The sequence below is a fragment of the Streptomyces sp. RLA123 genome (genome assembly GCF_056270165.1).
Genome location: NZ_JBWDOR010000003.1, coordinates 2,944,646 through 2,963,573 on the forward strand (window position 1 = coordinate 2,944,646; position 18,928 = coordinate 2,963,573).

An 18,928-nucleotide genomic window follows, 5' to 3' on the forward strand; every position below is an offset into this window, starting at 1 on the left:
CGGGCCCCGACAACGGCCAAATCAGCACACTGCTGCATCAGACCGCCCGGGCCATCGGCAGTAGCCACCCGTCCGCAATCGGCGCCCCCATCTTCCCGCCGCGTGGACGGTCGTGACGGTAGGTCAGGCCGACGAATCGGGAGCGGCCGCGGGACCCGTGCCGGGCCCGGGATCGGATTCCGCTTCGGGAGCGCTGCGCAGCAAGGACTCGACGAGTGCGGCGACATGCCGGCGATCGGCTTCGGACAGCCGCTGGACACTGGCGATCAGGGTGGCCACCTCCGGATCGGGAGCGGCACCGCCCTCGCCGCCGGCGGTCGCGCCGTCCGCGAAGTACAGGTGGATCCCGCAGGCCTCGGCGGCGGCTCTGCGCACGGCGTCCAGCGGGAGTTCCAGACCCCGGGCCAGCCCGTCCAGCGTGGACTGCTGCGGCATCCTGGCGACCCGCGCGCTGGTCGCCAGGTGGTGCACGGTCGACCGCGGCACGCCTCCCCGGCGTGCCACTTCGCCGTACGACCAGCCCCGCTGCTCCAGCCGGCGCCTGATCAGTTCCTGCAGTGCGTTCACCACGGGGTGGATTCTTCCTGCTAGCACGTCGGTTGACCCATCCGAGTGAGATCGAGTCTATAGCGGCCACCGCGGTTCGCCCCGGCCTCGGCTGCCCTCACCTGCACCTTCACCCTTCCACGCGACACCGTCCGCACTCAAATGCCGCGAAATGCTTGCCGCGGGCCACCCAAGCCACTAGCGTCCAACGTGACCAGACGAGCCGTCCAATACTTCTGGACGGCGCAGCGCGGACCACCCGTCCGCCTGGGCCGGCCCTCCTTCCGACGGCGATCAGTGTCCCGGAATCCTGACAGTGATTCCACGCGCCCCGGGGCAGTTCTCCCCAGCGTCACCAAAACTGCACTCCGGACGCATAGTCCTCACCTTCAACGCTTCCGCGATGCTGCACGTCACGCCCGGCACCCGCCGCATCCGGACGGAATCTAGAGGTGATCAACCCCGGCGAAACCCCAGATGCCCAAAACTGGCCGCTTTTGCTCCATCCGATCAAGTGAATCAACGTCATGGGCATTGCTCACAGCACATGCCGACAGCAGACTTTCGGTGTTTTGCCGACACCTCCCGCCGGCTCCACGTGCACACGCTGATCACTTGCGGCAGATCCGGGAGAGGTATGTGCGACGAATTCTGCGGGCCCGCCCTCGCGGCCTGGCTCGCCCAGGGAACCGGTGGGACGGCGGGCCGGCTGCGCGCGTGGGAGCGCGCCAGGAACAGGGTGCTGCTGCTTCCCGCCGGAGTGCGGTGGGACGCGGTGCGTGTCCCCGAGCGGCCCGGCCACGAGGTCCACGCGCGGCTTCAGGACAGCACCGCGCCGCTCGGGCCCGTCATGTGGGACCGCCGCTGCGGCCTCCTCTACTTCCTTGTGCCGCCCCACGGGGAGGATGTGTGGGCCCCGTTGGGGCTGCGCCGTCTCACCCTCGGGTCGTGGCTGGCCGCCCGGGACCCCCGCCGGGCCGCCCCGCACCCGGCGGTGTGGCTCTACCCCAGGGACGGCGTCCGGCTGACCAGCCCCGCGTTTCTCCTCATCGCCTGCCTGGAGGTGCTCGGCGCGGGCACCCGCGCCCGGCAGCGGCTGCCGGCGCCCCTCGGCTGAGCCCCGCTCACGTTCTGGCGGCGCGCAGCGTGCGCACGATGCGCCGCACGGCCGGGTGGCGCCGCAGCGCCTCGGCGCGGACCGGGGCCCCGCCCGGGAGCCGCAGGCTCGTCAGCCGCCGGCGCTTGAAGTACCGCTCCCGCCCGGCCTGATGGCCACTGAGCCAGGCCTCCGCCTCCGGGCGCAGGGCGGGATGGGCCCGCGCCTGCATGCAGTAGCCCACGGTGCGGATCAGCGGCGCGAGGCGTTCCGCGACCAACTCGCCGGTGAGGGCGGGGGGCTTGCCGATCACCTCCGTGTCCCGTTCCAGATCGGGCAGCGCGGCGTCGATCAGGGTGAGCGGCACACGGTTGCTGTTCTCGTACGGGCTGATCCGTTCCAGCAGCAGCTCCGTGCCGACCCGGGCGGCCGGGATGCCGTAGAGGGACGCGGCGGTGATCAGCGCGGTCGAGAAGCAGCCCACGACGAGCTCGGGACGGTCCCGTTCGAAGAGGGTCTCCGCGAGCACCGGTGTGCCGAGGACGGTCAGTTCGGCCCCGAGCTCCGCTGCCGCCCGCTCCAGGGAGCGCGACTGCTGCACAGGGGCACTGGGGTGCGGCTTGAACAGCACCGAGGTGTGGCCCGCGGCCACCGCGCCGCGCAGTATGCGCGCGTGCAGCTCGTCCTCCTCCCGTTCGGAGATGAGGTCCAGCGCCGACAGGTACTGGCCGAGGAGCACGGCGGTGTACCGGCCGGACGCGGCCGGCGCGGCGGCGCCGATGCCGGAGAGCGTGCGCAGGAAGGGCTCGCCGGGGAGCGGCACCGCCTCGACGCCGTACTCCGAGAGCAGCAGGGGGCGCAGTCCCGGGAGCAGGTCGAGGTGGAGCAGTCGCGCGATGCGGCAGGCGATGCCGCCGGGGAGCCGGTCACGGGTGGGGCCGTAACTCATCAGGCCGTCGGCGTACACATGGATCGTGCTCTCGGCGAAGATCTCGGCCACCGCGCGGGAGGGATTGGCCTGCAGGGACTCACAGGCGATCTCGACGGGCCCGTCCCCGAGGTCCCAGGCCAGGCGCAGCGCCCGTTCCCACAAGGTGAGGTCCTGCTCACGGGGGGACCAGCCGGCCGGGTGGTGCGGGGCGATGGCCTCGTTCCAGGAGTGCACCGCGTCGAACTCCGGGCGCAGCTCCTCGAAACCGGCCATCCGGTCCAGGGGCGTGGTCAGTTCGGGGATGGCCGAGGTGTTGCTCACCACGAGGAGGCGACGGTGCTCCTCACGCGGGCCGAACAGCCCCGCCCGGACGGCCGCCGTGACGGTTGCCGCCGCGTACTGGGTCGCCGCGAAGAAGATCTGGATCATCTAGGACAATTCCTTCATGCCGGGCGCACGCCCGCCGCGCACCCGGCGCGGCGTCTGGCCCGGGGCGCAGCCGCTGTCCCCTCAGCATCACGGCCCGAATCCCCCGGGACCAAGCCCAGCTGCCGGATATCACCGGACCGGGTGACCCCTGTACGGACGGCTTACGCCGCACGTCACCCGTTCGCGCGCCCTCGCGGTGGGGCCTCACCCACTCGCCGCCCGGCCCACCGTGCCCGTGCCGGAGCCGGTCCGGAAAAAACTTCGGCCGGGGTGTCGATCCGCCCGCCGCCCGTTCGACGCGTATGCAGAAGCGGGGCCGCAGCCCCGCCGGCACAGCACCGAAACAGAGGAGTACGGCAATGCGTTTCATGTCCCTGATCCTGATCAACGAGGACAAGGTCCCGGCGGGCGGCCCCAGCGAGCGGCTGATGCAGGACATGGGCAAACTCATCGAGGAGATGTCCACGGCAGGCGTGCTGCTGGACACCGCCGGGCTGCGCCCGCCGGCCGAGGGCTCCCGGATGCACTGGGACCACGGGAAGCTGACCGTCGTCGACGGGCCGTTCACCGAGTCCAAGGAGTTCATCGGCGGCTACGCGATCATCCAGGCGAAGTCGAAGGAGGAGGCGCTGGAGTGGACCAAGCGCTTCCTCCAGGTGCACGGCGACGAGTGGGAGCTCACCTGCGAGGTGCGCCAGATGGAGGAGGCCCCCGAGCTCGCCTGAGGGCGCGGGCGCGCCGCTCCGCCGATCGGGTTGCAGCTGCCCGGGGCGGCTGCTCTGATGGGTGGCTGTGACCGGTACGGCTTCTGGCTCCGATGACGCCCGCCGAGCGATCGACGCGGTGTGGCGCATCGAGTCGGCCCGGGTGATCGCCGCTGTCGCGCGCGTCGTGCGCGACATCGGCGTCGCCGAGGAACTGGCCCAGGACGCCCTGGTGGCCGCCCTGGAGCAGTGGCCGCGGGACGGCGTCCCGGCCAGCCCCGGCGCCTGGCTCACGGCCGCGGCCAAGCACCGCGCGATCGACCTCGTCCGCCGCAAGGAGGTCTTCGCACGCAAGCTGGAGGAACTGGGGCACGCCTTGGAAGCGCGCCCGCCGGAGTCCGAGGCCGGCTTCGCCGCGGCCGAGGCGGCGGCGGACGACGACATCGAGGACGACCTGCTCCGGCTGGTCTTCACCTCCTGCCACCCGGTGGTGTCCACCGAGGCGCGGGTGGCGCTCACACTGCGCCTGCTGGGCGGCCTGACGACCGCCGAGATCGCGCGGGCCTTCCTGGTGCCCGAGGCGACGGTCGCGCAGCGCATCGTCAGGGCGAAGCGGAACCTGGCCAAGGCGGAGGTGCCCTTCGAGCAGCCGCAGGGACCGGAGCGCGTCGAGCGACTGTCCTCGGTGCTGGAGGTCATCTACCTGGTCTTCAACGAGGGGTACTCGGCGACCGCCGGCGACGACTGGATGCGCCCGGCGCTGTGCGAGGACGCGCTGCGCCTCGGCCGGCTGCTGGCCGGTCTGATGCCGAAGGAGCCCGAGGTCCACGGCCTGGTCGCATTGATGGAGATCCAGGCGTCCCGGGCCGCCGCCAGGACGGGTCCCGACGGCGAGCCGGTGCTGCTGATCGACCAGGACCGGCGGCGCTGGGACCGGCTGCTGATCCGCCGCGGTTTCGCCGCTCTGACCCGCTCCGACGCGGCCGGCGGGCCGCCGGGGCCGTATGCGCTCCAGGCCGCCATCGCCGCCTGCCACGCCCGGGCTGCCCGCGCGCAGGACACCGACTGGCGGCGCATCGCGGATCTGTACGGCGTGCTGGCGCTGCGGGCGCCGTCGCCGGTGGTGGAGCTCAACCGGGCGGTCGCGGTCACCATGGCGTACGGGCCGCAGGAGGGACTGGCGGTCGTCGACCGGCTGGCCGGCGAACCCGCGCTGCGCGAGTACCACCTGCTGCCGAGCGTCCGGGGCGACCTGCTGGAGCGCCTCGGCCGTCATGACGAGGCGCGTGCGGAGTTCCTGCGGGCGGCGGCGCTCACGCGCAACGAACGCGAGCGCGCGCTCCTTATGGGGCGCGCCTCGGCGGCGCCTCAGACCCGGGGCGGGGAGTCCGGCGGCCGGACCTGAAATGCGCCGCGGCGCGGGCCCTTGAGCGCGTGCAGCATGATCAGCATGAGCAGCGGGCACATCAGTGCCACCGCGAGGATGAACACCGCGGCAAAGGGAACGCCCACGCTCAGGGCGACCACGACGGCGACGGCCGCGAGCACCGCCCCCACAGCCCATTGACGGCCGGTCCGCGGCAGGCCCCGCGCCCCCGGCGTACCCATCGTTCGCATCGCGGCCTCCCGCGTCAGCTCGCCGACGGCCTACTTCTCATCGTACGCGGGGGGGCCGCGTCCCGCACCCGCGCCGGCGCGGGGTGCCGGCGCGGGGTGCCGGCGCGGGCGCCCGACACTCCCGCGCACCAACTCCCGGATGGTCCGGGCAACTTGACGGCAGATGCGCCAAACGGCCGGACGCCCCCGTGGCATCATCCTGCGGGGTACGCTCCGCGGCAGGGCGGAACCGGGCCCGCACGGGCGACGTCTCCACGCCCAGCATCCCCGAACACCCGAGAGGGGCCCGGCATGACCGGCACGGCGAGCCGCTATCTCTATCTGACCCGGCACGCTGAGGCGCTGCCCGACGAGAGCGGCCTGACGGAGAACGGCCTCCGGCAAGCGGAACTCCTCGGCGAACGCCTCAAGGGAACCCCGATCGCCGCCGTCCACCACGGCCCGCTCCCCCGGGCCGCCCGGACCGCCGCGCTCATCGGCGAGCGACTCGGCGGCACGGTGCCGGTGGAGGCGAACGAGCTGGCGGGCGACTACCCGCCCTACTTCCCCCAGGAGTCCGAGCTGCCCCCGGACAGCGCGTACTACCTCTCCCGGTTCCTGGACCGCTTCGGCCCGGAGGACCGCGCGTGGGGGCCGCAACTGGGGCGGGAGGCGCTGGCGCGCTTCACGGGCCCGCCGGCCGCGGGCAAGGCCACCCACGAGCTCGTGGTCACCCACAACTTCCTGATCGGCCGGCTGGTCGCGGCGGCCCTGGACGCGCCGCCGTGGCGCTGGCTCGGCCTCGACCACGCCAACGCCGCCCTGACCGTCGTCCGCTACACGCCGGGGCGTCCGCACTCCGTCCTGCTCTACAACGACATGCGGCACCTTCCGGAGGAGCTGCGCTGGACGGGTTTCCCCGCCGAGCTGCACTTCTGAGCACGTCCACGCGCGTCCCCGGCACCGCGGGGCACGCCGACGGCCCCTTCGGCCCCTTCGGCCTCTGGCAGCCCCCCACCCGCAGTGCCACAAAGGCGACATGGTCGAACTTTTCGGCCGATTCGGGATGTACCGGTGCGGTCACTGAGCGAGAAGAGTCCCCGCAGCGTCGCCGGGCAGGTCTTCATCCTCCAGGTGGCGGTGGTCGTGCTGCTCGTGGCCTGCGGAATGCTCGCCCTGGTGCTGCAGTCGCGGCACGACAGCGAGCGCGAGGCCGTCAACCGCTCGGTCGCCGCCGCGCGCACCTTCGCGCGTTCCCCCGGGCTGCCGGAGACACTGAAGGGCCCCGATCCCTCCAAGGTGCTGCAACCGGTCACCGAACTGGCCCGCAAGGAGGCGGGGGTCGACTTCATCGTCGTCATGGACACCCACGGCACCCGCTACACGCACCCCATACCGGCGCGGATCGGCCAGCGGTTCGTCGGCACCATCGAGCCGTCGCTGCACGGCAAGGTCTACACCGAGAGCGTCCAGGGCCCGCTCGGCCACGAGGTGCAGGCCGTCGTTCCGGTGCACGACCCCGTCGACGACCCGCACGGCGCAATCATCGCCCTGGTGTCGGCCGGCATGAAGGTCACCAACGTGACGGTCGTGGTGAACCGGCAACTGCCGATCGTCCTCGGCGCGGGCGCCGCCGCGCTCGCCCTGGCCATGGCGGGCACGGCGCTCATCTCCAAGCGGCTGCGGCGGCAGACCCCTCACTTGGACCCCGTCGCGATGAGCCGCCGTCGCGCAGATCGCCGAACGCTGGGGCACCCGCTACACCCCCGACGGCAAGGTGCTGTGGGCCGAGCAACCGCTGCCCGAGGGGAACACCGGGGAGGCGGCCGTGGGGTTGGCCGACACCCTCGACGCGGCCTCCCCCTGACCCGAAGCTGCCGACGCGTCCCGCTCCCCCGGGTGACGTCACAATGAAGCCGTGATCGCGGATGTCCGGCTGCCCTCCCCCCTCGTCGAGCTGACCGGCGACGAGCGGCTGGCGGGGCGCGGCCTGCGCATGCTCGTCAAGCGGGACGACCTGATCCACCCGGAGGTGCCCGGCAACAAGTGGCGCAAGCTCCACCTGAACCTGCGCGCGGCGGCCGACGCGGGACACCAGGTGCTGCTGACGTTCGGCGGGGCCTACTCCAACCACCTGCGCGCGACCGCAGCGGCGGGCCGCCTGCTGGGACTGTCCACCGTCGGTGTCGTGCGCGGCGACGAGCTCGCCCGGCGCCCGCTGAATCCCTCGCTCGCCCGTGCCGCCGCCGACGGCATGCGCCTGCACTTCCTGGACCGTGCCGCTTACCGCCGCAAGGACGAGCCTGAGGTGCTGGCGGAGCTCCTTGAGCGGTTCGGCCCCGCCTATGTGCTGCCCGAGGGCGGCAGCAACGCCCTGGCCGCACAAGGGTGCGTGGCACTCGGCGAGGAACTGCGCGGCGCGGCGGACGTCGTCGGTGTCGCCTGCGGCACGGGCGGCACCCTGGCGGGGCTCGCCGCGGGGCTGGGCCCGGGGCAGCGGGCGATCGGCTTTCCCGTCCTCAGGGGAGGCGGATTCCTGCGGGAGGACATAGGCCGCCTCCAGGAGGCGGCCTTCGGCGGGCGGCGCGGGGCCTGGCACCTGGAGGACCGCTTCCACCACGGCGGATACGCGCGCCGCACGCCCGCCCTCGACGCCTTCGCGGAGGACTTCGGCGCGCGCCACGGCTTCGTGCCTGACCCCGTGTACGTCGCCAAGATGCTGCACGGCCTGTTCACGCTGGCCGCCGAGGGTGCCTTCCCCGAGGGGACGGTCGTAGCGGCCGTCGTGACCGGCCGGCCGAGCGGTTAGCCTTGGCCGCATGATCCGATCCGCGGCCCCCGAAGACATCCCGGAGATCCACTCGATGATCCGCGAACTCGCGGAGTACGAGCGGGAGCCGGACAGCGCGCGGGCGACCCACGCGCAGCTCCGGGAGGCGCTCTTCGGCCCCGGGGCGGCGGTCTTCGCGTTCATCGCCGAGGACGACGACACCGGCGCCGCGGTGGGCTTCGCCATGTGGTTCCTGAATTTCTCCACCTGGACCGGCACCCACGGCGTGTACCTTGAGGACTTGTTCGTACGCCCCTCCGCGCGCGGGGGCGGCCACGGCAAGGCGCTTCTCGCCGAGCTGGCCGCCGTCTGCGTCGAGCGGGGCTACGAGCGCTTCGAGTGGTCCGTGCTGGACTGGAACGAGCCGTCGATTGCGTTCTACCGTGCGATGGGCGCCCGTCCCCAGGTCGGATGGACGGTGCAGCGGATGGCCGGCGAACCGCTGCGCACCCTCGCGGAGCAGGCACGTGTCAACAAAGCGACTTCTCTTTCGAATTGAGACCCCTCGCCCCCTACCCACGGTGCGTGCGCATGCGCCTACTATGGGTGACAGCCATGGGGTGCCGGGCCGGGGCCCATTCATGGCGGCGGCCGTGCTCCGTCCGGGCGACACCGGGGTACGGATCGCGATAGCGTCGCTGGCGAACCGAACCAGATCCAATGCAATGCCGATGAGGGCAGTGCGAGTGCCACCTTGGAGGTGAGGGTGTCCGAGATCGCAGGCGAGCCCGGGTCGAAGGACTTCGTCGAGGTCCGGCTGCCCGCGGCGGGGGCCTATCTTTCGGTGCTGCGTACGGCGACCGCCGGCCTCGCGGCCCGCTTGGACTTCACCCTCGACGAGATCGAAGACCTGCGCATCGCCGTTGACGAGGCGTGCGCGATCCTGCTCCAGCAGGCCGTCCCGGGGTCCGTGCTGAGCTGCGTCTTCCGCCTGGTCGGGGACGCTCTGTGGGTGACCGTGTCGGCTCCCACGACCGACGGCCGCGCCCCGGAGCGCGACACCTTCGCCTGGACGGTGCTCTCGGCCCTGGCCGGCGAGGTGGACTCCAGCGTGGCCGAGGACAAGACCGTGAGCATCGCCCTGCACAAGAAGCGCGGTGCCGGACCGGGACAGCTGTAACGGGGGAATCGCCGTGAACGATCTGGAAGGCAGTACGCCTGGGGTGAGGGGCCGCCCCGTACCCGCCCCTGCGGCACAACAGGACGAGGCACGGCCCCACCCTGGCAGTGGACCGGCGGACCGTCCCGACGACAAGGACGCGCCCGAGCAGACGGATCAGGCGGATCAGGCGGATCAGGCGGGTCGCATGGAGCAGGAGCAGCAGGCGCAGCACGAGCACCACGACCCGCACGACCGGGCCGGGGCACGTGCGCTCTTCGTGGAGCTGGGCAAGCTTCCGCCGGGTTCGCCGGAGCGTGCCGAGCTGCGCAACCGGCTGGTGCGGATGCACCTGCCGCTGGTGGAGCACCTCGCCCGGCGCTTCCGCAACCGCGGCGAGCCGCTGGACGACCTCACCCAGGTCGCCACGATCGGCCTGATCAAGTCCGTCGACCGGTTCGACGTCGACCGCGGGGTGGAGTTCTCCACGTACGCCACCCCCACCGTCGTCGGCGAGATCAAGCGGCACTTCCGGGACAAGGGCTGGGCCGTGCGCGTCCCGCGGCGGCTCCAGGAGCTTCGCCTGTCGCTCACGACGGCCACCGGCGAGCTCTCCCAGCGGCACGGGCGGGCCCCGACCGTGCACGAGCTGGCCGAGCATCTGAAGATCACGGAGGAGGAGGTCCTCGAGGGCCTCGAATCCGCGAACGCCTACAGCACGCTCTCGCTCGACGTGCCCGACACCGACGACGAGTCGCCGGCCGTGGCCGACACCCTGGGCGCCGAGGACGACGCACTGGAGGGTGTCGAGTACCGGGAGTCCCTCAAGCCGCTGCTGGAGCAGCTGCCGCCGCGTGAGAAGAAGATCCTGCTGCTGCGCTTCTTCGGCAACATGACGCAGTCGCAGATCGCGCAGGAGGTCGGCATCTCCCAGATGCACGTCTCCCGGCTGCTCGCCCGCACCCTGGCGCAGTTGCGCGACAAGCTGCTCGTCGAGGAGTGACGGCCGCCGGGCCGGAGGGCTAGCCCTCGGTGGCGGTGATGCCCAGCGCCTCGGTGGCCGCGGGGTGCACCAGCAGTACCAGTTCGGCGATCGCCGCGGCGCCCAGTGCGGCGCCCGCGGCGATCATCACACCGCCGTTCTGCACCATGGTCCAGGCGACCGGCAGCGCGACGAGCTGGATGATGAGGGCGGGGCCGCGGCTCCAGCGGCGGGCGTGCCACAGGCCGTACGCCGCCGCCAGGGGCATGGCCGAAAGGGCCAGCACCGTCAGTCCGCCGGCCTCGGCCTGGCGCGGGCTGTCGGGGTTGCCGACCAGCCCGAGGACGAGCATCGCGATGCCCCACGCCGCCAGCGCGGCGCCTTCCAGTGCCGCTACCGCGGCGGCGGCCGCGAGGCGGCTCGTACGGCCCGGGCGCACGGTGTTCTCTGTGCCACTCACCCGAGCAGGGTATCCGCCTCCGCTCCCACCGGGAGTAGGGGCCGGTACCGCCCGGTAGGTACCCTGGCGGTCATGCGCGCTCTCCTCGTGGTCAATCCCGCCGCCACCACCACCAGCGCCCGTACCCGTGACGTCCTCGCGCACGCGCTCGCCAGCGACCTGAAGCTGGAGGTGGCCGCCACCGAGTACCGGGGCCATGCGCGCGACCTCGCGCGGCAGGCCGCCGAGGGCGGCGAGATCGAGCTCGTCGTGGCCCTGGGCGGCGACGGCACGGTCAACGAGGTCGTCAACGGGCTGCTGCACAACGGCCCGGACCCGGAGGGCCTGCCGAAGCTCGCGGTGGTGCCCGGCGGATCCACCAATGTCTTCGCGCGCGCCCTGGGGCTGCCCAACGACCCCGTGGAGGCGACCGGGGCCCTGCTGGACGCCCTGCGGGAGGGAAGCTCGCGGACGGTCGGCCTGGGCCGCGTGAGCGGCACGCCGGGCACCGCGGACGAGGGCGTGCCGGAGCGCTGGTTCACCTTCTGCGCCGGCCTCGGTTTCGACGCCGGTGTCGTCGGCCGGGTCGAACAGCAGCGGGAGCTCGGCAAGCGTTCGACGCACGCGCTCTACATACGGCAGATGGTCCGGCAGTTCCTCGCCGAGTCCCGCCGCGGCGGGACGATCACGCTGGAGCAGCCGGGCGAGGACCCGGTCACCGATCTCGCGATCGCCATAGTCTGCAACACCGCCCCCTGGACCTACCTGGGCAATCGCCCGGTGTACGCGTCGCCGCGGGCGTCCTTCGACACCGCCCTCGACGTGCTCGGGCTCTCCCGTCTGTCGACCGCCGCGCTGACCCGTATCGCCACGCAACTGCTGCGATCGACCCCCGAGCGGGGGCCGCACGGGAAGCACGCGGCCTCGCTGCACGATCTGACGGACTTCACCTTGCATTCGCAGGCGCCACTGCCGTTCCAGGTGGACGGAGACCACCTGGGACTGCGAATCAGCGCAACCTTCTCAGGCGTACGCCGTGCACTGCGTGTGATTGTGTAAGCAGAAGGACATAAAGTCCTTCCACTCGAACGTTTAGGCTGCCCTGCACCCCATGGAAGTACGGCTGTGACCGAGCCGACACCGAGGAATCAAAAAAAAGTTTCCGGAAGGGGTTGTATCCGCAGCCCAGGTTTGCGAGTCTCTTCTTGGCGATCGGGACAGCCGCTCTACGGGCGTCCTCAGTAGCCGGAATCCTCACCACACCCCCGCGGGACCGCACCCAGGAGACTGGGCGATGTCCCGTGTCGTGTCTGGGGATTCGTGAAAGCGTTCACATTCACAAGCAATGTGCAAGCAATACAAGGAGATGGAGCAGCCATGGACTGGCGTCACAACGCCGTTTGCCGCGAAGAAGACCCTGAGCTCTTCTTCCCTATCGGCAACACCGGTCCTGCGCTGCTGCAGATCGAGGAAGCCAAGGCCGTCTGCCGCCGCTGCCCCGTCATGGAGCAGTGCCTGCAGTGGGCGCTTGAGACCGGCCAGGACAGCCGGCGTGTGGGGTGGCCTCAGCGAGGACGAGCGTCGCGCAATGAAGCGCCGCGCCGCCCGCAACCGCGCCCGCAACGCCAGCGCCTGACGCACTCGCTTACCCCCGAGCCGCAGCGCGCAGCACCTCCGAACCGCGCAGCATCGCAACGCAAAAAGCCCCGGCAGCTCCCCCGAGCAGCCGGGGCTTTTACGTTGCTCCGGCCAGTCGCACGGCGGGAGTTCAGCTCTCCAGCGAGAGCTCCAGCAGCACCTTCGTCCCGCGCTCCTCGGCTGGGACCATATCGAAGGTGCCGCCCAACTCCCCCACCACCAGGGTCCGTACGATCTGCAGCCCGAGGTTGCCCGCCCGCTGCGGATCGAAGCCCGGAGGCAGGCCGCGGCCGTCGTCGCGCACCGCGATCGCCAGCTTCCCCTGGCGCCGCTCCGCCGAGATCTCGACCGAGCCTTGCTCGGCGGGGCCGAATCCGTGCTCCAGGGCGTTCTGCAGCAGTTCGGTGAGGACCATCGCCAGCGGGGTGGCCACATCAGCGCTGAGGACGCCGAAGTACCCGGCGCGCCGGGTGGTGACCCGACCGGGTGAGATTTCGGCGACCATGGCCAGCACGCGGTCGGCGATCTCGTCGAACTCGACGCGCTCGTCGAGGTTCTGCGACAGGGTCTCGTGCACGATCGCGATCGAGCCGACCCGCCGCACCGCCTCCTCCAGCGCCTCACGGCCCTGGTCGGAGTCCATCCGGCGGGCCTGGAGCCGCAGCAGGGCGGCGACCGTCTGCAGGTTGTTCTTCACCCGGTGGTGGATCTCCCGGATGGTGGCGTCCTTGGTGATCAGCTCCCGTTCGCGGCGGCGCAGCTCGGTGACGTCGCGCAGCAGCACCAGCGAGCCGCTGCGGACGCCCTTGGGGCTCAGCGGGATGGCGCGCAGCTGGATGACGCCGCCGTTGCCCTCGATCTCGGTCTCGCGCGGCGCCTTGCCGCCGGCGACGGTCACCAGCGCCTCGTGGCTCTTGCCGCGCGAGGGGGCCAGCTCGGCGGTGGCGGTGCCCAGATGGTGGCCGACGAGGTCCGTGGCCTGGCCGAGGCGGTGGTAGGCGGACAGGGCGTTGGGACTGGCGTACTGGACGATGCCCTCGGCGTCGAGACGGATCAGTCCGTCGCCGACGCGCGGCGAGGCGTCCATGTCGACCTGCTCGGACGGGAAGGGGAAGGTGCCGGCCGCGATCATCTGCGCCAGGTCGGACGCGCTCTGCAGATAGGTGAGCTCCAGCCGGCTCGGCGTGCGCACGGTGAGCAGATTGGTGTTGCGCGCGATCACCCCCAGGACCCGTCCGGCCCGGCGCACGGGGATCGACTCGACCCGCACCGGCACCTCCTCGCGCCACTCGGGGTCGCCCTCCCGCACGATCCTGCCCTCGTCGAGCGCGGCGTCCAGCATGGGACGGCGGCCGCGCGGCACGAGATGGCCGACCATGTCGTCCTGGTACGACGTGGGGCCGGTGTTGGGGCGCATCTGCGCGACGGATACGTAGCGCGTGCCGTCGCTCGTGGGTACCCACAGAACGAGGTCGGCGAAAGAAAGATCAGAGAGCAATTGCCACTCCGACACCAGCAGATGGAGCCACTCGAGATCGGAATCGTCGAGGTCGGTGTGCTGGCGTACGAGTTCGTTCATGGAGGGCACGCAAATGAGCGTACCCGCGCTCATGGCAAGCGCTGACATCCAGTCCCCCACAATGGCCTTCGAACGCCTATGATCTGACTGCGTCAGCTTATGGACAACGGATAATGGTCTAGTCCAGAATTGATGTGAACAACTGAACTTCCATCCTTCCCGCACAGAAGGGTGGACCGAGGCCGGGGCGCTCTCTGCCCTGACTGCGCCAGGCCTCACGAGTCGGCTCCAGCAAGCCGCGGGAACCGCACACCCCGCGTGCCATGGTGCCGACAGCAGCTCCGGGCTGCGGTGCTGGACGGGCTGAGGGTCCCGTTCCGGCGCCGCGGCCCGAAGTGGTTTCCGGGACTTTTGCGCCCTTGCCCTCACTGTGTCCCCGCACCTTTCACGCACCGCGGCTTCACATCTTTGACGATCGACGCCCGCGGCGCTCCCCGGCTCCTCCGCTCCCCGTCCCCGCGCGGCACGCGAAAAGCCCGTGGACGCGGCGGGCAGGACATCGAGTTCCTCACCCCCCACGCCCACGGGCCGGACGCGGCGCGGCGTCAGTGCGTCTCGGTCACCTTGGCCAGGGCGCGCGGCGCGTCCGGGTCCTGGCCGCGGGCGATCGTGACCTCGTAGGCGAGCATCTGCAGCGGCAGGATCTCCAGGATCGGCTGGACCTCCTCGGCCACACCCGCGGTCGGCAGTACGAAGCCGGCGGAGGCCGCCTCGACGGAAGCCCGGTTGCCGATCACGACGAGGTCGGCGCCCCGGCCGCGGAGCCGGTCGAGGACCGGCTGCAGGGCCTGGCCGCCCTTGCCCTCGGTGACGATGGCGATGACCGGCGAGACGTTGTCGACCATCGCCAGCGGACCGTGCAGCAGGTCGGCGCCGGAGAAGGACAGGGCCGGGATGTAGCTGGTCTCCATCAGCTTCAGCGCGGCCTCCTTCGCGGTCGGGTAGCCGTAGCCCCGCGAGGTGAGCACCAGGCGCTCGGCGAAGCGGTAGCGGCCGGCCAGCGTCCTGACCTCGTCCTTGCGGGCGAGGATCTGCTCGGCCAGCTCGGGGAGGATCTTGGCGGCGTTGCCGTCGCCGCCGCGCAGGCCCTCGACGAAGAGGTAGAGGGCGAGCAGCTCGGCCGTGTAGGTCTTGGTGGCCGGGAGCGCCTTCTCCGGCCCGGCGAGCACGTCGATGTGGAACTCGGAGACCTCGGCCAGCGGCGAGTCCGCGTTGTTGGTGACCGCCAGGGTGATCGCACCGGCGTCGCGGGCGGCCCGGGTGGAGGCCACCAGGTCGGGCGAGCCGCCGGACTGGCTGACGGTGATGACCAGGCAGTCGGTGAGGTCCGGGCGGGCGCCGTAGGCGGTCGTGGTGGACATGGAGGTCAGGCCCGCCGGCTTGCCGAGCAGTACCTCGATCAAGTACTTCGCGTACAGCGCCGCGTTGTCGGAGGTGCCGCGCGCGGTGAGCAGGACGAAGCGCGGGTTGCGCGCGGCGATCTGCTCGGCGATCTCACGGATGCGCGGCGCGCCCTCCTCCAGGATGCGGCGCAGCACGGTGGGCTGCTCTGCCATCTCGCCGGACATGATCCGGCCCGGCATCGAGGGCTGCTGGGTCGGAGTCGGGGCGGACATTCTGCATGCCTCCAGGTCGGTCTCTGGAACGGGTGGCGCCGCCGGGGCGGTCAGGCGTCGGCGTCCTTGCCGACGACGACCTCCGCGGCCGCTCGCCCGCACACGCGGGCCGCGCCGTGGGTCGCGATGTGCAGCGCGCCGGAGGGCGGAGCCTGGGGGACGCCCATCTCCACCACCGCCGTGTCCGGCCGGGCGGCGAGCAGGGCGCCCAGCGCCTCGGCCATCCACGGGTGACGGTGCACGTCGCGGACCACTGCGACGATCCTACGGTTCGCCGCGGACCGGAGCACATTTGCGGTCAAAGCATCGCCCTGGCGGAAGGTGCCGGTCACCGTCCCGGGCAGCAGCCGGTCCAGTTCGGCGGCGACCCCCCACGGCGTCTCGGCGCCGACCGCGATGTTGGCGACCGGGGTGAACGCGGCGACGTAGGGCGCCTCGGCGATCGGCACGTACTCCTCGGTCCGGGTCACGCGCAGCGCGCGCCGCGCCGCCATGAGGCCGATCTCCGGATCCGGCGCACTGCCGGCGGCGGCACCGGCCGCGCCGGTGGCCCAGGAGGCCAGCGCCCGTACCCGGGCGGCCGCGTCGGCGAGCCGCCCGCGCGGCAGTTCGCCGGCGCGCACGGCGTCGACGATGGCGTCCCGGAGGGCGACCACGGTCTCCTCGTCGGCGAGGCCGCCTCCGACGCAGATGGCGTCGGCACCGGCCGCGATCGCCAGCACCGTTCCGCGCTCCACGCCGTAGGTGTCGGCGATGGCGCGCATCTCGATGCCGTCGGTGACGATGAGGCCGTCGTAACCGAGCTCGTCGCGCAGCAGTCCGGTCAGGACGGCGGGGCTGAGCGTGCCGGGGCGGTCGGGGTCGAGGACCGGGACGAGGATGTGCGCGCTCATGACGGCCTTGGTGCCGGCGGCCAGGGCGGCGCGGAACGGGACCAGTTCACGGGAGTGCAGGGTGCCGGTGTCCACGTCCACCTTGGGCAGGGCGTGGTGGGAGTCGACGGAGGTGTCGCCGTGCCCGGGGAAGTGCTTGGTGCAGGCGGCCACGCCCGCGGACTGCAGCCCCTCGACATAGGCGGCGGTGTGCCGGGCGACGAGCAGCGGCTCCGAGCCGAAGGACCGCACCCCGATGACCGGGTTGCCGGGGTCGGAGTTGACGTCGGCGGACGGCGCCCAGTTGAGATTGACCCCGCAGGCGGCCAGCCGGCGCCCCAGCTCGGCGGCGACGTCACGGGTCAGGACGGTGTCGTCGACCGCGCCGAGCGCGAGGTTGCCGGGGAAGGAGGAACCGGTCCGGGCCTCCAGCCGGGTCACGTCGCCGCCTTCCTCGTCGGCGGCGATCAGCACCTCGGGCCGTACGGCACGCAGTTGCGCGGCGAGCGCGGCGAGTTGCTCGGGCGACTCGATGTTGCGGGCGAACAGCGCCACGGAGCCCAGGCCCTCGGCGAGCCGGCGCAGCAGCCACTCGGGGGCGGTGGTGCCGTGGAAACCGGGCTGCAGGACGGCCAGGGCGTCCCGTGCCAGTTCGTCGGCGTCCGCGATGCCGTCCGGGATCTGACTCAAGGTCTCGGTCATCCCTTCACCGCCCCGGCGGTCAGGCCGGCGGCGACCTTGCGCTGCACGATCAGGAAGAAGATCACCACAGGAACGCCCATCATGGTCGAACCCGCCATCATCGGCGCGTAGTCCGTACCGCGCGAGGTGACGAAGTTGCCCAGCCAGACGGTTGCGGTCTGGTGCTCCTGGCTCATGATGAGCATCGCGTAGAGATACTCGTTCCAGGCCTGGATGAGCGCGTAGATCGAGGTGGCCACGAGGCCGGGGGCGAGCAGCGGCAGGACGATGCGGAGGAACGCGCCCATGCGCGTGCAGCCGTCGACCATCGCCGACTCCTCCAGCTCCTTGGGGATGTTGACGATGAAGCCGCGCAGCGTCCAGACCGTGAAGGGCAGGACGAAGGTCAGGTACGTGATGACGAGGCCGGAGAGCTTGTCGATCTGGTCGATCTGGTTGAGCAGCAGGAAGACCGGGATGATCATCGCGACCAGCGGCACCATCTGCACGGCGAGGATGGCGACGATGACCGCCTTGCGGCCGCGGAAGACGAAGCGCGAGATGGCCAGCGCCGCCAGCAGCCCGATGACCAGGCCGAGGCCGACGGTCGAGCCGGAGACGATGAGGCTGCGGCCGACCGAGCCCCAGAAGTCACCGATGTCGAGGGCGTCGGAGAAGTTCTGGAAGGACAGGCCGGTCGGGAAGAATTTGGGGTCGGGGTCGATGGCGTCCTTGGCGGGCTTGAACGCCGTGTTCAGCATCCAGTAGACCGGGAAGCCGGTGACGACCACGACCAGCAGGCCGAGCAGGTTGTAGACGGTGCGTCCCTTGCGGCGCGGGCGCCGGGCGGCGCGGCGGGCCGGGGAGGCGGGCGGGGCCGCCGGGGCGGGGGCGGTGTCGAGCACGGTCGTCACTCCACCTCTCCGATCTTCAGCATCTGGCGCATGTAGACGGCCATCACGCCGAGGAGCAGCAGCACGGTGATGACGGCGATGGCCGCGCCCGCGTCGTAGTCGTTGGCGACGAAGGCCTGGTCGTAGGAGTAGGTGGTGAGCACCTGGTAGTCGGGCTCGGGGTGGCCGTCGCGCATGAGGAAGACCTGCGGGAAGACGCCCATGTCCCAGATGACCGACAAGGTGGTCAGCATGACGATGAGCGGCTTGAGCACGGGAAGGGTGACGTGCCGGAAGACCTTGACCGGGCCCGCCCCGTCCATGCGGGCAGCCTCCTCCAGTTCCCTGGGCACCTGGGTGAGGCCGGCGTGCAGGGTGATGGCGACGAAGGGGATGGCGCCCCAGACCACCATCAAGGTGATGACGAGGAAGCCCTGCCGGGTGTCGGTGAACCAGTTGTGGCCGCTGAAGTCGACCCCGGGCAGCCGGCTCAGCAGCCAGTTGAGGACGCCGTAGTCGCTGTCGAACATCCACTTGAAGACGGTGATGGCGACGACGACGGGCATCGCCCAGCTCGCCACCAGCGCGATGTTGATCAGTGTCTTCATCCAGGGCGAGACCCGCTGGAGCAGCAGCGCCACCGCCATGCCGAGGACGAGGGTGAGCAGCACCGCCGCGATGGTGAAGAGCAGGGTGCGCAGGACGACGGCCCAGAACTCCGAATCGCCGAGCACCTGGGTGTAGTTGGCGAAGCCCTGCCAGTCACCGGGCAGCCCCTGCCAGAGCTCGGCCTGCCCGTACTGCTTGAAGGACAGGGTGATCAGCCGGACCAGCGGATACCCGAGGACCAGCACCAGGACACCGATGGTCGGTGCGAGCAGGGCCCAGGGAAGCGCGGCCCCGCCCAGACGGCGTGATCTGCGGCCCGGTCCCGCCGGCGGCCGCGAGAGCGGCACTTTGTCGGGCGATGTGTCAACGGCACTCATCATGTGCTCCT

Annotated in this window: 19 protein-coding genes and 1 pseudogene; 11 read left to right on the forward strand and 9 right to left on the reverse strand. The window is 71.5% G+C overall.

The window, feature by feature from the left end; all coding sequences use genetic code 11:
- Positions 1-123: 123 nt before the first annotated feature.
- Positions 124-570: a helix-turn-helix domain-containing protein gene (locus tag RV983_RS13150; RefSeq protein WP_475985975.1), complete on the reverse strand. Its 447-nt coding sequence runs from the start codon at positions 568-570 to the stop codon at positions 124-126.
- A gap of 613 nt (positions 571-1,183) precedes the next feature.
- On the opposite strand from RV983_RS13150, the gene RV983_RS13155 reads away from it, so the two are divergent.
- Complete coding sequence (locus tag RV983_RS13155) at positions 1,184-1,663, forward strand: hypothetical protein (RefSeq protein WP_475985976.1); 480 nt, start codon at positions 1,184-1,186, stop codon at positions 1,661-1,663.
- Between the two features lie 7 nt (positions 1,664-1,670).
- Here the strand turns inward: RV983_RS13155 and RV983_RS13160 are convergent, their stop codons facing one another.
- Entirely contained in the window at positions 1,671-3,002 is a 1,332-nt protein-coding gene (locus RV983_RS13160; RefSeq protein WP_475985977.1) for a polysialyltransferase family glycosyltransferase, read from the reverse strand.
- Between the two features lie 359 nt (positions 3,003-3,361).
- Between RV983_RS13160 and RV983_RS13165 the strand changes: the two genes are divergently transcribed.
- Together RV983_RS13165 and RV983_RS13170 are read left to right on the forward strand one after the other, a co-directional pair.
- Positions 3,362-3,727: a YciI family protein gene (locus RV983_RS13165; protein ID WP_475985978.1), complete on the forward strand. Its 366-nt coding sequence runs from the start codon at positions 3,362-3,364 to the stop codon at positions 3,725-3,727.
- Between the two features lie 61 nt (positions 3,728-3,788).
- Positions 3,789-5,111 carry an RNA polymerase sigma factor gene (locus tag RV983_RS13170; RefSeq protein WP_475985979.1) on the forward strand — a complete coding sequence of 441 codons (1,323 nt, stop codon included), beginning with the start codon at positions 3,789-3,791 and terminating at the stop codon, positions 5,109-5,111.
- Here the strand turns inward: RV983_RS13170 and RV983_RS13175 are convergent.
- Positions 5,075-5,323 (reverse strand): hypothetical protein, encoded by a 249-nt coding sequence (locus tag RV983_RS13175; protein ID WP_475985980.1) that lies wholly within the window; start codon positions 5,321-5,323, stop codon positions 5,075-5,077. The genes RV983_RS13170 and RV983_RS13175 overlap by 37 nt on opposite strands.
- Positions 5,324-5,614: 291 nt before the next feature.
- Between RV983_RS13175 and RV983_RS13180 the strand changes: the two genes are divergently transcribed.
- From RV983_RS13180 to RV983_RS13205, 6 genes are all read left to right on the forward strand, one after another.
- Entirely contained in the window at positions 5,615-6,241 is a 627-nt protein-coding gene (locus tag RV983_RS13180; RefSeq protein ID WP_475985981.1) for a histidine phosphatase family protein, read from the forward strand.
- A gap of 135 nt (positions 6,242-6,376) precedes the next feature.
- The gene (locus RV983_RS13185; protein WP_475985982.1) at positions 6,377-7,216 is read left to right on the forward strand and encodes a hypothetical protein; all 840 of its coding nucleotides are present in this window, start codon (positions 6,377-6,379) and stop codon (positions 7,214-7,216) included.
- A 4-nt stretch (positions 7,217-7,220) separates the two neighbouring features.
- On the forward strand, positions 7,221-8,111 hold the full coding sequence (locus RV983_RS13190) for a 1-aminocyclopropane-1-carboxylate deaminase/D-cysteine desulfhydrase (protein WP_475985983.1): 891 nt from the start codon (positions 7,221-7,223) through the stop codon (positions 8,109-8,111).
- A 10-nt stretch (positions 8,112-8,121) separates the two neighbouring features.
- Positions 8,122-8,631 carry an N-acetyltransferase family protein gene (locus tag RV983_RS13195; RefSeq protein WP_475985984.1) on the forward strand — a complete coding sequence of 170 codons (510 nt, stop codon included), beginning with the start codon at positions 8,122-8,124 and terminating at the stop codon, positions 8,629-8,631.
- Positions 8,632-8,838: 207 nt separating this feature from the next.
- Positions 8,839-9,252 (forward strand): ATP-binding protein, encoded by a 414-nt coding sequence (locus RV983_RS13200; protein ID WP_319665704.1) that lies wholly within the window; start codon positions 8,839-8,841, stop codon positions 9,250-9,252.
- Positions 9,253-9,295: 43 nt separating this feature from the next.
- The gene (locus tag RV983_RS13205; RefSeq protein ID WP_475990307.1) at positions 9,296-10,234 is read left to right on the forward strand and encodes an RNA polymerase sigma factor SigF; all 939 of its coding nucleotides are present in this window, start codon (positions 9,296-9,298) and stop codon (positions 10,232-10,234) included.
- Positions 10,235-10,253: 19 nt separating this feature from the next.
- On the opposite strand, the gene RV983_RS13210 is transcribed toward RV983_RS13205, so the two are convergent.
- Positions 10,254-10,673 (reverse strand): hypothetical protein, encoded by a 420-nt coding sequence (locus tag RV983_RS13210; RefSeq protein ID WP_475985985.1) that lies wholly within the window; start codon positions 10,671-10,673, stop codon positions 10,254-10,256.
- 72 nt (positions 10,674-10,745) lie between these two features.
- Between RV983_RS13210 and RV983_RS13215 the strand changes: the two genes are divergently transcribed.
- Positions 10,746-11,711, forward strand: coding sequence for a diacylglycerol/lipid kinase family protein (locus RV983_RS13215; protein WP_475985986.1), 966 nt, complete (start codon positions 10,746-10,748; stop codon positions 11,709-11,711).
- A gap of 318 nt (positions 11,712-12,029) precedes the next feature.
- Positions 12,030-12,288, forward strand: a pseudogene (locus tag RV983_RS13220) (WhiB family transcriptional regulator).
- A 132-nt stretch (positions 12,289-12,420) separates the two neighbouring features.
- Here the strand turns inward: RV983_RS13220 and RV983_RS13225 are convergent.
- The 5 genes from RV983_RS13225 to RV983_RS13245 all read right to left on the reverse strand — a co-directional run bounded on the left by RV983_RS13225 (position 12,421) and on the right by RV983_RS13245 (position 18,917).
- Positions 12,421-13,869, reverse strand: a complete 1,449-nt coding sequence (locus RV983_RS13225) for a sensor histidine kinase (protein ID WP_475990308.1) — start codon at positions 13,867-13,869, stop codon at positions 12,421-12,423.
- Between the two features lie 545 nt (positions 13,870-14,414).
- The gene (locus RV983_RS13230; protein WP_475985987.1) at positions 14,415-15,485 is read right to left on the reverse strand and encodes an SIS domain-containing protein; all 1,071 of its coding nucleotides are present in this window, start codon (positions 15,483-15,485) and stop codon (positions 14,415-14,417) included.
- Between the two features lie 50 nt (positions 15,486-15,535).
- Positions 15,536-17,059 (reverse strand): glycoside hydrolase family 3 protein, encoded by a 1,524-nt coding sequence (locus tag RV983_RS13235; protein WP_475985988.1) that lies wholly within the window; start codon positions 17,057-17,059, stop codon positions 15,536-15,538.
- Positions 17,056-17,952 carry a carbohydrate ABC transporter permease gene (locus tag RV983_RS13240; RefSeq protein ID WP_475985989.1) on the reverse strand — a complete coding sequence of 299 codons (897 nt, stop codon included), beginning with the start codon at positions 17,950-17,952 and terminating at the stop codon, positions 17,056-17,058. The genes RV983_RS13235 and RV983_RS13240 overlap by 4 nt, the downstream gene beginning before the upstream one ends.
- Positions 17,949-18,917: a carbohydrate ABC transporter permease gene (locus tag RV983_RS13245; protein ID WP_475985990.1), complete on the reverse strand. Its 969-nt coding sequence runs from the start codon at positions 18,915-18,917 to the stop codon at positions 17,949-17,951. Before RV983_RS13245 ends, RV983_RS13240 begins: the two co-directional genes overlap by 4 nt.
- Between the last annotated feature and the right edge of the window lie 11 nt (positions 18,918-18,928).